Source organism: Mucilaginibacter inviolabilis, from assembly GCF_011089895.1.
Classification (GTDB): Bacteria; Bacteroidota; Bacteroidia; order Sphingobacteriales; family Sphingobacteriaceae; genus Mucilaginibacter; species Mucilaginibacter inviolabilis.
Genome location: NZ_JAANAT010000001.1, coordinates 3724000 through 3737582, shown reverse-complemented (window position 1 = coordinate 3737582; position 13583 = coordinate 3724000). Strand labels below are relative to the sequence as shown.

Below are 13583 nucleotides of genomic sequence, written 5' to 3'. Positions count from 1 at the left end.
GTATTTTCTTAATTTCGCAACCTCATACGTGTAAACAATAAAATGGACTATCAATTTAAAGATATAGAGCAAAAGTGGCAGCAGTTTTGGGCCCAGAACGGAACCTTTAAAGCTGAGGATAAAAGCGCCAAACCTAAGTATTATGTGCTGGATATGTTCCCTTACCCATCGGGCGCTGGGCTGCATGTAGGACATCCGCTGGGGTATATTGCCTCTGATATTTTTGCACGCTATAAACGCTTAAAAGGTTTTAATGTGTTGCACCCTATGGGTTATGACAGCTTTGGCTTACCGGCCGAGCAGTATGCCATACAAACCGGGCAGCACCCTGCCATTACTACCGAAGCCAATATTGCTACCTATCGCCGCCAGTTAGATCAGATTGGTTTCTCGTTTGATTGGAGTCGGGAGGTACGCACTAGTTCACCCGATTATTATAAGTGGACTCAGTGGATATTTATGCAGCTGTTCAACTCCTGGTATAATAAAGATGCTGACAAGGCTGAATCTATTGCTAAATTGGTTGAACACTTTGAGCAAGAAGGTTCTGCGGGAATTAATGCCGTATGTGACGAAGAAGTTTTGAGTTTTACTGCTGAGGAGTGGAAAGCCCTGAGCAACCGCGAACAGCAAAATGAACTACTAAAATACCGTTTAACCTATTTGCGCGAAAGCACCGTAAACTGGTGCGCCGCTTTGGGCACTGTATTGGCTAATGACGAGGTAAAAGACGGCTTTAGCGAACGAGGTGGTTACCCTGTGGAACAAAAGAAAATGATGCAGTGGAGCATGCGCATTACTGCCTATGCCGAACGCTTATTGCAAGGCTTGGACACTATTGACTGGCCCGAGCCGCTAAAAGAAATGCAGCGCAACTGGATAGGCAAAAGCACTGGTGCAAGTGTGAAATTTCCGATTGAGAAAACCACTCACCATTCACCACTCACCACTCACGAATTCATAGAAGTTTTCACCACCCGTGTCGATACCATTTTTGGGGTTACCTTTTTGGTGATAGCGCCAGAACATGAGCTGGTGAGTACTTTGACAACGCCTGAACAAAAGGCGGATATTGACGCGTATATCGCTCAAACCAAAAAGAAATCGGAGCTGGACAGGATGGCCGATGCCAAAACGGTATCAGGCGCCTTTACCGGCAGCTATGTATTGAACCCATTGAATAACGAAAGGATCCCGATCTGGATTGCAGATTACGTGTTGGCCGGATATGGCACTGGCGCTGTAATGGCTGTACCATCAGGCGATCAGCGTGATTATTTATTTGCCAAGCATTTTAACCTGCCGATAGTACCTATTATCGACATACAAAATATTGAAAACGAAGCCGACCCTACCAAAGAAGGAAAGTATATCAATTCCGACTTTATGAACGGCTTGGCTTATAAAGAAGCGACAGCCGCGGTAATTGCCAAACTGGAAGCCATTGGCGCTGGTAAGGCTAAAGTAAACTTCAGGATGCGTGATGCCATATTTGGTCGTCAGCGTTACTGGGGCGAACCGGTGCCGGTTTACTTTAAAGATGGTTTGCCTCATTTAATTGAAGAGCAGCATTTACCATTATTATTACCAGAAGTGGATAAATATCTGCCAACCGAAACCGGCGAACCGCCATTGGGCCGTGCAGAAGGCTGGAAACATCCGGAAGGTGAATATGAATTAAGCACCATGCCGGGCTGGGCCGGTAGCAGCTGGTACTGGTACCGCTATATGGATGCGCATAACGATAAAGAATTTGCATCCAAAGAAGCTATTGCTTACTGGAAAGATGTTGATTTATATATCGGCGGCAGCGAACATGCCACCGGACACTTATTGTACAGTCGTTTCTGGAACAAGTTTTTAAAAGATCTGGACCTGGTGATTGAAGAAGAGCCGTTTAAAAAGCTCATCAATCAAGGGATGATACAAGGCCGCAGTAATTTTGTATACCGCTTAATTGACGAAGAAGGTCGCGGAACCAATACGTTTGTATCGCATGGTTTGATTAAAGAGTATAAAACTTCCCCATTACATGTGGATGTTAATATTGTAGAGAATGAAGTGCTGAATCTGGAGAAATTCAAAAAATTCAGACCGGAATTTGAAACTGCTGAGTTTATACTCGAAAATGGCAAATATATCTGTGGGGTAGAGGTTGAAAAGATGTCGAAATCTAAGTTCAATGTAGTGAACCCGGATGATATTATTTCACGTTATGGCGCCGATACCCTACGCATGTACGAAATGTTCCTGGGGCCATTGGAGCAGAGCAAGCCCTGGAATACCAACGGTATTGAAGGTGTGTTTAAATTCCTGCGTAAATTCTGGCGCTTGTTCCATAACGAAGCCTGGGAATTTAGTGTATCTGATGCTGAACCGAGCAAAGCCGAACTGAAATCGTTGCACAAGATCATCCGTAAGGTAGAAGAAGATGTGGAGCGTTTCTCGTTCAATACATCGGTATCCAGCTTTATGATCGCGGTTAATGAATTGACCGATCTGAAATGTAACAACCGTGCCATCCTGCAGGATATGGTGATCGTGCTATCGTCATACGCTCCGCATATTTGCGAGGAACTGTGGACCTTGTTGGGTAATCCGGCCGGTAGCTTGTCATATGCTCCGTATCCAAAATTCAACAGCGCCTACCTGGTTGAGGATGAGTTTGCATATCCGATCTCTATCAACGGTAAAACAAAAATGAACCTCAATATATCCCTAGGCCTGGAGCCCAAAGCTATTGAAGAATTTGTTTTGGCCAATGCCGATGTACAACGATACCTGGATGGGAAAGCCCCGAAAAAGGTAATCGTGGTAAAAGGCAGGATTGTGAATATGGTGGTTTAAGCCCCTAACCCCCTAAAAGGGGAGCTTTGGATTAGCTTATTTTAACTATTTTAATGCCGACGAAAATGTCGGCATTTTTTATATCCATGCCTTACTTAATAACTGTCATCCTAGCGAAGCGAAGGATCTGTTCTACAATAAGCTATGGTGATATTTCTTAGTATCGACAGGCTTTTATATCTTTCATTAAATATGACTGAACGGGATACCTCCAAAGGACACATTCAACAGGTTGACTATATTAGAGCTATTGCGTCCTTAGCCGTTGCCTTGTTTCATTTGGGGGGAAAGGCTTTGCCTGTTTTAAAATATGGGTGGCTGGGTGTACATATGTTTTTCCTGCTGTCGGGGTTTATCATATGTTGGTCTATGCCTGCGGATTATACCTGGAAAATGAGCGGCCGTTTTGTTGGCAAACGCATTACCCGTATTGAGCCACCCTATATTATTTCAATTGGATTGGCTATTGTAATGAACTTTATAGTGCTGAGTCATTATAAGCCCGATTGGTTTAATATTGCGTGTCATTTAGCTTATCTCAACTCATTTTTAGGTAAACCATATTTAAGTCCGGTGTATTGGACATTAGGAATAGAATTTCAATTTTACCTGTTTGTAGCCTTATGTTTTCCATGGTTACACTCCAAATGGGGGCCATGGTTTTTACTGGTATTATGTATTGTTCCCACAGTTGTAAATGTACCGGGTGGTTTACTGTTTGGCGTTTTTCCGGTGTTTGGCTTGGGTATACTATATTATCTTTATCTGAAAAAAATTGCCGGCATTAATACTGTTTTGTTTCTGAGCGTTTTGATAGTTGTATGTTGTATTTATACAGTAGGCTGGCTGCCCGCTGGGATGGCATTATTTACCCTATTATTATTGATAGCCCCTTTAAAAAGCTACGCAGTTGTCAGCTTTTTTTCAAAGATCTCCTTTTCATTATATCTTACGCATGACATGGTGGGCAGCCGCCTGGTAGTTTATATGGGGACAAAACTTCCTAAAACTGTACTTTTTAAAGGTATTGAGTTTTTGACAGGCATTGTAGTAAGTATCTTGTTTGCCTACCTGTTTTACTTATTGGTTGAAAGACCTTTTTTTAAATTATCAAAGCGCATAAGTTATAACTTGATTAGTCAGGATCAATTTTCAGAATAGATATATAAAGAATAATGCGGAGTTTACATAGAGTTAATATCTTCTTAGTGTAACATATACATGACAATTGCTATTTTCCTAAAAAAATAAAAGATGGTGGTGTAACATTTAATCTATTTTCGCCTCCAATTACGAAAATCCTTATAAATGAAACGTTTTTACATACTTATAGCTCTTTTTTGTTTTGCACTTTCGGCGAAAGCCCAGTTTGGTGTAGGTGGGAGCGGGCCAACAACTACGGGCCGCATATCGGGTACCGTAATTGACTCAGTTACCAAGAAACCAATGGATTACACTACGGTAGGTTTATACCGCAGCGGAGGGAAATCGCCTATTACCGGTGTAGTGACCGACGAAAAAGGTAATTTTAAATTAGATAACATCAAACCAGGCAGTTACAAACTGGTGATATCTTTTATCGGTTACCCGGCAAAAACAATTGACCCGGTAGTAACTACTGCGTCAAAACCTGATAATAAAGTGGGTAACGTGTTGCTGGCTCCAGGCGCTCATGCCCTGGCACAGGTAAATGTGGTTGGTCAGGCTCCGCTGATAGAGAACAAAATTGATAAAATTGTTTACAATGCCGAGAAAGATCTTACCGCTGCAGGTGGTAATGCGACGGATGTATTGCAGAAAGTACCATTAGTAGCGGTGGATATTAACGGTAACGTATCGGTACGTGGCGATGCAAACGTGCGTGTATTGATCAATGGCAAGCCATCAGGCGCTACATCGGCTAATTTATCAGATGTGTTAAAAACCATCCCTGCCGATCAGATCAAGAGCATTGAGGTAGTAACTTCTCCGTCGGCTAAGTACGATGCCGAAGGTTCTGGAGGTATTATCAACATCATCACTAAACAAAAAAATATATCAGGCATAAGCGGCTCGGTAAGCGGTGGTGTAGGTACACGTCAAAATAACGGTAACGTTAACCTTAACTATAACAAGAATCGCTTTAGTTTAGGTATCAACGCCGGTGGTAACTTAACCTGGCCTCAAACATCATTAACTACCTTTGACCAGGTACTGAAAGATGCGGCCGGTAATCCATTGGTGCACAACTTTAATAATTCCAGCAGTCGTATTAAAAGGCATGGTGCTATCGGTTCCGTTACCGCAGGTTATGAGTTTAACGCCTTTAACAGCATTAACAGTACGTTCAGATTAAATGATGGCGGTTTTAATGTTGATGGTAGTGGTGTTAATAATATCGACAACCATATTTCACCAATACAGTATTTCAGCAAAAACATGTCGCACAACCATTTTGGTGGTTTTGACTGGAGTATAGACTACACCCACAAGTTTAAAAAAGAGGGTGAGGAAATAACCGTATCCGGGCAGTGGAGCCATAGTATCATCACCACAGATTATACCAACTTGTTTACAGCGCAGAACCCAAGCCAAACAGGCGATAACAATGGTAAAAATAATGAGTACACGCTTCAGTTAGATTATACCCTACCGGTAAATAAGGTACTAAAGATTGAAGCCGGTGGTAAAACCATACAACGTCGAATAAACAGTAATTACGATATATTTGATACAGACAACAACGGTAACAACGCTCAGCGCGATTCGTTAAACTCCAACCTGTATGATTATACGCAGAATGTATATGCAGGATACACGGTGTTAACTTTTACATTACCCAAAAGCTGGTCGATATTAGCAGGTGGCCGTGTTGAAAATACCCGGATAAAGGGCGATCCGCAGAATCCGTTCCAGGATGCTAACAGTAACCTGTTCCAGAATCTGCAACCGTTTTCGTCAAGTTACACTACTTATATCCCAAGCTTAACTATCCAAAAGCAATTTGGCAATCAAACACTTAAATTGTCGTACAGCAAACGTATAACCAGGCCCAGCCTGCAGTTCCTGAATCCGTTCATTAACCGCAGCAATATCCAGAACCAGAGTGTAGGTAATCCTAATCTTGCTCCTGAGGTTTCACAAACGGTGGAGTTAGGTTATAATACCTTCATTAAATCGTCGGTATTGAACTTTTCGGTTTATTATAAAAGAACTAATGACCTGATAGAAGGTATTGCCGATACGTTGACCGAAACCATCCGCAACCAAACTGTTCATGCTACCCGTACAGTTTACCAAAACATTGGCCGTAACAATTCATTCGGCGCCAGTTTCTTTGGTTCGGTAAATCCTATCAAACCTTTAACTATAAGGGCCAGTATTAACGGTTATACTTATAGCCCAACTATATTTGATCAGTATGTCAACAGTGCTTCAAAAGTGGGCACTTATTTCCAATTCTCGGCATTTGGAAGCGCATCATACCAGTTTAAAGGTGATTTCCTGGCAGAGTTATTTGGCTTTACCAATTCGGCACGCCGTACCATACAAGGTACCAACCCTGCATTTGGTATTTATGCATTTGGTATCAAAAAGCAATTCATGAAAAGGAAACTGGCCATTGGCTTTAATACCGTACAGCCATTTGCCCGCGATAAACACTTTGACCAAAATATCAGCAGTGCCAGCTTTACGCAAAGCAGCTCAACCGCGTTTCCGTTCCGTTCATTTGGTTTAACGTTTAGCTACAGCTTTGGTAAAACTACCTTCAGCAATCCTAATCAACAGAAAAAAGGCGTTAATAACGACGACCAGAAACAAGGTGATCAGGGTGGAGGCCAAGGTGGCCCATCTGGCGGCAGGTAAGATGCAAGACTGTTAGAGTCAAGAATCAAGACTTTTCCAAAACAAATAAGGCGTGTCGACTAATCGGCACGCCTTATTTGTTTAACCATTACGTCATTGCGAGGTACAAAGCAATCTCTATGCTATACAGAGCAAATTTGCATAGTTGGCCTGCCTACGTAAAGATTGCTTCGTACCTCGCAATGACGCGGTTTTTATTATTGATATGTAGTCTTGATTCTTGACTCTAGCAGTCTTGCATCTATTCTCCAGCTTCTACATTGATGCCGATTTGTTTAAGCAGCAGCGATGCGTTAAATGTTTTACACTCGCCGTGTTTTATCTTATAATCAAACAGCATTTCGCCATCTTTAACCTGGATATCGAAATAAAAATTACGTACGTAATCAGGATATTTAGTTTCCAATTGAGCTATTTGCAAATCGTGTGTGGCCACCATGCCTACTGCTTTTTTGGCAATCAGCTGTTCAATTACCGCTTTTGATCCCAGGTACTTGTCGACAGAGTTTGTACCCCGCAGCATTTCATCTATCAGGAAAAATATCTTAGGCTCATTTTCTACCGCGGCCAGGAGCATTTGCAGACGATCAAGCTCGGCCTTAAAAGTAGATGTACTTTCGTTCAATGAATCTTTAATACGCATATAACTAATGATGGTAATAACCGATACCTGCATGCTTTTAGCACATACCGGAGCGCCACAAAGTGCCAGCACGGTATTGATACCGATGGTGCGTAAAAAAGTGCTCTTACCCGCCATATTTGATCCGGTGATGATGTCTATCTTAAAAGCATCATTCAGTTCATAATCGTTTTCAATGCGTTTGGTGGCATCAATAAGAGGGTGCGCCAGTTCTTGGGCTGTTAGTGTATAAGCTTCACGATCATCAATCTGTGGGAAATTCCATTCCGGATAGTTGATAGCCAGTCCGGCTAAACTAAGCAGGGCCTCAAATTCTGCTATTACCTCAAAAGCAGCTTCCAGGCTTTCATTATTCTGACGTTTCCAGTTCTCAATGGCTATTACCTGGCGTATGTCCCATAAAAAAAATAAATTAAGTACAAAAGCAATGATCATATTGAGGTGATAGTTGAGCTTATTGATCAGTGAAGCCAATTCTTTTATTTTGTTGGATGTTTGCCCAATTTTGAGCTGCTGAGCAAGATCGGAGTTATAAACGGCTTGCCATTTTTCCTCTTCAATACGCTCAAAAACATCAGCATAATTGGCTAGAGTATTTCCTATTTTACCGGCAATCAGATCGGCCTTGGTGATGTATGCAGCTTTGGAAAAAACCAGACTCATATTAATGATACCTACTAAAATGGGTACCAACTTTACCACCGGAAAAAACCAGGCCAGCACCAGCAACCCGGTGAACAGGTAAGGAGCAATTTTAGTGTAACGGCCGAGCCACTTTTCACCCGGCATATTCAGGGACATGTGCAGGTATTTGAAAAGATTAGGCAGTTGGTTAGCGTCCTGTTTAAGGGCAAATATGAGCCGGGTTTGGATATCCAGTTTCCAGTTATTTTTTGCAGCGATCTCCTGAACGGCGGCTTGTCGTGGGAGAATAATCTCCTTGGCCGATGGTTTATCAAACCATTGAGCCAGCTTATTATTGCCTGTTGAAGTGGCGGTACGGTTTACCAGTTGATAAAGGGAGGCATTGCCAAAAATGTCAAGATCGGCAGTGTAATAATGTTTTTCGTTGGCAAAACGTGCTCCATCATTATAAATGTTGGCGTGGGTTTGTATATTATCGATTTCATTAAGATTCACCCTTTGCAGGTCGTCAAAATATTGTTTCTGACGCTCATACTTGCTTTGGCGCGCTACCAGCCAGGCAAAGGCGAAAACAAGCAGAACAAATGCAGCAGCTACAATGCTAAAATTGTCAAACTGTACGGCAACATAAATAGCTACTACAACAAGCGCGAAGATACTAAGCCGCAGCAGGGAGTAAGTATTAGCCAGTTTTTTATACTTACCAGCTTCCTGGCCGGCTGCTGCTGCCCGTTGCTGATAATCATTAATAATATCTTGTTGCATAATTGGTGTTTAAAAAAATTGTGGCTAAATAAACACATATATTTTAAATAAACGTTTATTTGTTCAATATATGAAGATCACTTTTTTAACCGTTGGTAAAACAGAAGATGCTTATTTAAAAGAAGGTATCGACAAATATGTAAAGCGCCTGAAGCATTACACCAAATTGGAATTGGTTGAAATTAATGAATTAAAAAACACCAAAGCCCTGAGCGCCGAGCAGCAAAAGGCCAAGGAGGCCGAACTGATACTTAAAAAAGTGACCCCGCTTGACCACCTTATATTACTGGATGAAAAGGGTATTGAGTATTCATCAACCCAATTTGCAGCTTATATCAATAAAAAAGAGATCAGTTCATCGGCCAATATGATATTTGTGATTGGCGGCCCTTATGGTTTTGACCAATCCGTTTACCAACGTGCTAACGATAAAATATCCCTGTCGCGTATGACATTCTCGCATCAGATGGTGCGTCTGTTTTTTGTGGAACAATTATACCGCGCCTATACTATTATTAAAGGTGAACCTTATCATCACGAGTGATCAGATGTGCGAGTGTGCAGATTTCAGATGATTTTCTTTTCAATTGTGAACTTCTGATTAAGACAAAAATCTGCACATCTTAAATTTGCATATCTGCACATCAAAAACCCTATCTTTGCTAAATGTCAGCAGGTCACGATCATTCACACGCAGGTCATCATCACCATGACCATGCTCCCAAGCTCGATCATTTGAATGCCGCATTTATTGTGGGTATCATATTGAATTCGATTTTTATAATAGTTGAGGTAATAGCCGGTTTAACCACGCATTCCTTATCATTATTAACCGATGCCGGGCATAACCTGAGCGACGTGGCTTCACTGGCCCTGGCCCTGCTGGCCTTTAAGCTTACCAAGGTGAGCGCCAATAGCAAATATACATACGGCTACAAACGATCAACCATCATTGTATCGTTTTTTAATGCGCTGATCCTGTTTGTGGCGGTAGGCTTTATTTTATACGAAGCTGTCGTACGTTTTATGAACCCCGAAGTAGTATCAGGTGGCACCATGGCCTGGGTAGCTTTTATTGGTATTGCTATTAATGGTTTTACCGCATGGCTTTTTGTTAAGGATAAAGACAAAGATCTGAACGTAAAAGGTGCTTACCTGCACATGGCTGTTGATGCCATAGTTTCATTTGGTGTGGTAGTATCCGGCTTAATCATCTATTTTACCAAGATCTATTGGATTGATAGCGTAGTGAGCGTAATTATAGGTATTGTAATATTACGTGGCACCTGGAGCCTGCTTAAAGACAGTCTGCGCCTGGAAATGGATGGTGTACCTGCCGAAATGGATCTGGAAAAGATCAAAGCCGAACTGATGAAAGGTAAAGGCGTAGTTGATGTGCACCACATGCACGTATGGGCCCTGAGCACCACAGAAAACGCACTGACCGCCCACCTGGTGATCAATCCCGAATCCATGGCCGACTTTGACAATATCAAACATGATTTGCGCCACCGCCTGGAACATCTTGATATCAATCACAGCACCTTTGAGCCCGAGTTTGCCGACGAAAAGTGCAAACAGCCGGAGTGTTTGTAAGGAGATAAACAAGGATTGTCATGCTGAGCTTGTCGAAGCATGGTGGGCAGGCCTCTTCGCGCGATCCTTCGACAAGCTCAGGATGACAACCCTTTCTTTAAATGCTGACTAAGTAAATAATTCTTATTAATTTAAGGCATTATTTACCCTGTCATGAAAACAAACAGACGCAAATTTATAACCACTACGGCTGCTTTGGCCGCCGGTACTGTAGCAGCATCAGCCATGTCATCATCAGATTATCAAAAAGACGAGTTTCCGGTAGTTCACCATGTGTTTTTCTGGCTTAAAAATCCGGGTTCTATTGAAGACCGCGACAAGCTGGTAGCAGGTGTAAAGACTTTAGCCAAAATTGAAACTATCAAAAAAATAAAGGTAGGCGTTGTGGCCAGTACCGAAAAACGCGATGTAGTTGATAATAGCTGGGCAGTATCTGAACTCATGTTCTTCAGCGACCTGGCCGGGCAGGCCACTTATCAAACCCATCCTATACACCTGGAGTTTATTAAAAACTGTAGCCACCTTTGGGAAAAGGTTATTGTGTATGATGCGGTGGATGCATAAACACTATTTCAGCTTGTCATCCTGAGGAACGAAGGATCTATTATGGGACAGGCAAGTTGATGGGTAGATGTTTCACTCCGTTCAGCATGACAATTTTTATTGTACTAACAAAAAAGCCCCGGTAATTATCACCGGGGCTTTTATATTTTAAAGCAATTTGCTTATGCTTTTTTGGCCGGAGCTTTTTTAGCTTTTGCTTTTGGTGCTGCGGCTGGTGCTGCTTCAGCAACAACCTCTTCTACAGCAACCGGAGCTTCAACAGCCGGAGCAGCAGCTTCTGCCGGGGCTACAGTTGGATCAGGCTCGTTAAAAAGCGGCAGATCTTTTAACAGTTGAAACCATGATATTACTTTTTTCATGTCGGAGGCATACACTTTCTCTTCGTCATGATCTGGGGCTACTTCAAAAAAGAATTCCCTTAATTTTTTACCGTCGGCTTTAGCGTCGGGGATGCTGGCAGCGCTTTTCATCTGCTCAAACACATCTGTTAATTTAATATCGTCATCAACCCCAAAAATGGTGATCTCGCTCAATGCTGCTAATTTAGCAGTTGATAGGTTGGCTACCAGTTTGGTTTTTTGCGCATCAAGGCTTTCCAGCACATAACCATTTTTGTTTTGTGCCAAAGCTTTCCATAAGCCCGGTTTGCCCGATACGGCTACAATTCCTTGTAAATTCATTTGTTTTGGTTGATTAGGTGAGTGGTTGACTGAGTTGAGTAGTTGTTTTCGAAATTTAAACCAATCAACTTAATCAACCACTCACTATTCACTATTCTTCTATTACTTCGATGGTTAAAATTTTATCGCCCTGACGGATAGCGTCAACCACTTCAACATTTTCAACCACTTTACCAAAAACGGTATGGTTACGGTCTAAGTGAGCAGTATTATCGCGGCTGTGGCAAATGAAAAACTGTGAACCACCAGTGTTACGACCAGCGTGAGCCATTGAAAGCACGCCGCGATCATGGTATTGATTTTCGCCGGTTAGTTCGCAATCAATTTTGTAGCCCGGGCCACCAGCGCCTGTGCCGGTTGGATCGCCACCTTGTATTACAAAGTTTGGGATAACGCGGTGAAAGATCACGTTGTCATAAAATTTTGATTTTGCCAATTTTTGAAAGTTAGCAACAGTATTTGGGGCATCTTTGTCGAAAAACTCAACAGTCATATCGCCCTTTTCGGTTTTGATAATTGCTTTGCTCATTTTATTTGTTTTTTGGAAAACAGTTGGCAAAGGTAATAATTTGAGGCGAAAGGTTAAAGGCCAAAGGAAAAAGGTTAGGGCAAGATTTACAAGATATTAATTGGCTAATAATAGCTTCAACAATTATTCGTTACATTTGATAATTAGCATCATATTATCTATTGGCAAGTGATTTTTAAAACACATCATAAATACCTTTTAGCTTTCGCCTTTATCCTTTTACCTTTATTATCCAGGGCTGCATCCATATTAATCCCGATGGATGATGAGCAGAAAGATCATCTCAAATCATACGGTATCGCTTTCTGGACTTTAAAGAACGGTGAAGAGGTGGATTGGCTGTTGAACTATCGCGGCGGCAGTTTTATGATGAAATACAATCCTAAGATAGAAGAGGAATGTAAAGTACGTGGAGTAAGTTACCAGGTGCTGGCCGATGCCAAAGTAAATGAGATATTAACCGAGGTAAGCGACCCATCGGTTAATATGGATGTGGTTAAATTGGAAAAAGCGCCCAAAATGGCTGTATATTCGCCCAAGAACAAACTGCCCTGGGATGATGCTGTTACGCTGGTACTCAAATATGCCGAAATACCTTACGATGTAGTTTATGATGAAGAAGTAATCCGCGGCGATCTGCCTAAATACGACTGGCTGCATCTGCACCATGAGGATTTTACCGGTCAATACAGTAAGTTTTATGGAGCTTTCCGTTTTGCCCAATGGTATACCGACGATGTTAAAGGACAGGAAGAGCTGGCCCACAAGCTGGGCTTTAAAAAAGTATCCAAAATGAAACTGGCGGTTGCCAAAAATATACGTGATTTTTGCGCGGGCGGCGGCTTCCTGTTTGCCATGTGTTCTGGTACCGATACTTTTGATATTGCCCTGGCTGCTGCCAATACCGATATCTGCGAAAGTATGTTCGACGGTGATTCGGCTGATCCGGATGCACAGTCGAAACTGGATTTTACCCAGACATTCGCTTTTCAAAACTTTACGCTGGATATGAACCCCATATCGCACCAGTTCAGCAATATTGATGTAACCAGTACCCGCCAGGTTGACCGCACCCGTGATTTTTTTACGTTATTTGATTTTTCGGCCAAGTGGGATGTGGTGCCCAGTATGCTCACGCAGGATCATGATAAAGTGATTAAAGGTTTTATGGGCTTGACCACCGCTTTCAACAAAAACAGACTGAAGCCTGGTGTAACCATTATGGGTGAAATGAAAACGGCCAACGAGGCTCGTTATATACATGGAGAATATGGCAAAGGACAATGGACATTTTACGGTGGCCATGACCCCGAAGATTACCAGCATGCCGTAGGCGATCCACCAACAGATCTGAAGCTGCATCCCAATTCGCCGGGTTACCGACTCATCCTAAACAACGTATTATTCCCGGCAGCCAAAAAGAAGAAACAGAAAACGTGATTGTTGTTTTAGTATCAAGTAGCTAGTA

At 42.2% G+C, this 13583-nt stretch carries 10 protein-coding genes; 7 read left to right on the top strand and 3 right to left on the bottom strand.

Annotation, left to right across the window (positions count from 1 at the left end; genetic code table 11):
* Window positions 1–42: 42 nt before the first annotated feature.
* The 3 genes from leuS to G7092_RS15430 all read left to right on the top strand — a co-directional run bounded on the left by leuS (window position 43) and on the right by G7092_RS15430 (window position 6693).
* The gene (gene leuS, locus G7092_RS15440) at window positions 43–2847 is read left to right on the top strand and encodes a leucine--tRNA ligase (protein ID WP_166090698.1); all 2805 of its coding nucleotides are present in this window, start codon (window positions 43–45) and stop codon (window positions 2845–2847) included.
* Between the two features lie 144 nt (window positions 2848–2991).
* Entirely contained in the window at window positions 2992–4008 is a 1017-nt protein-coding gene (locus tag G7092_RS15435) for an acyltransferase family protein (RefSeq protein ID WP_166090697.1), read from the top strand.
* 147 nt (window positions 4009–4155) lie between these two features.
* Window positions 4156–6693 (top strand): TonB-dependent receptor, encoded by a 2538-nt coding sequence (locus G7092_RS15430; RefSeq protein WP_166090696.1) that lies wholly within the window; start codon window positions 4156–4158, stop codon window positions 6691–6693.
* A gap of 241 nt (window positions 6694–6934) precedes the next feature.
* Here the strand turns inward: G7092_RS15430 and G7092_RS15425 are convergent, their stop codons facing one another.
* Entirely contained in the window at window positions 6935–8746 is a 1812-nt protein-coding gene (locus tag G7092_RS15425) for a MutS-related protein (RefSeq protein ID WP_166090695.1), read from the bottom strand.
* A 70-nt stretch (window positions 8747–8816) separates the two neighbouring features.
* Between G7092_RS15425 and rlmH the strand changes: the two genes are divergently transcribed.
* The 3 genes from rlmH (at window position 8817) to G7092_RS15410 (ending at window position 10906) form a co-directional block, all read left to right on the top strand.
* Entirely contained in the window at window positions 8817–9290 is a 474-nt protein-coding gene (gene rlmH / locus G7092_RS15420) for a 23S rRNA (pseudouridine(1915)-N(3))-methyltransferase RlmH (RefSeq protein ID WP_166090694.1), read from the top strand.
* A 122-nt stretch (window positions 9291–9412) separates the two neighbouring features.
* Window positions 9413–10342: a cation diffusion facilitator family transporter gene (locus G7092_RS15415; protein WP_166090693.1), complete on the top strand. Its 930-nt coding sequence runs from the start codon at window positions 9413–9415 to the stop codon at window positions 10340–10342.
* Between the two features lie 153 nt (window positions 10343–10495).
* Window positions 10496–10906, top strand: coding sequence for a Dabb family protein (locus G7092_RS15410; protein ID WP_166090692.1), 411 nt, complete (start codon window positions 10496–10498; stop codon window positions 10904–10906).
* Window positions 10907–11067: 161 nt separating this feature from the next.
* Here the strand turns inward: G7092_RS15410 and G7092_RS15405 are convergent, their stop codons facing one another.
* Together G7092_RS15405 and G7092_RS15400 are read right to left on the bottom strand one after the other, a co-directional pair.
* The gene (locus G7092_RS15405; protein WP_166090691.1) at window positions 11068–11586 is read right to left on the bottom strand and encodes a DUF5606 family protein; all 519 of its coding nucleotides are present in this window, start codon (window positions 11584–11586) and stop codon (window positions 11068–11070) included.
* 91 nt (window positions 11587–11677) lie between these two features.
* Entirely contained in the window at window positions 11678–12115 is a 438-nt protein-coding gene (locus tag G7092_RS15400) for a peptidylprolyl isomerase (protein ID WP_166090690.1), read from the bottom strand.
* 258 nt (window positions 12116–12373) lie between these two features.
* Between G7092_RS15400 and G7092_RS15395 the strand changes: the two genes are divergently transcribed.
* Window positions 12374–13555, top strand: coding sequence for an asparagine synthetase B (locus G7092_RS15395; RefSeq protein WP_202985334.1), 1182 nt, complete (start codon window positions 12374–12376; stop codon window positions 13553–13555).
* The last annotated feature ends 28 nt before the right edge of the window (window positions 13556–13583 follow it).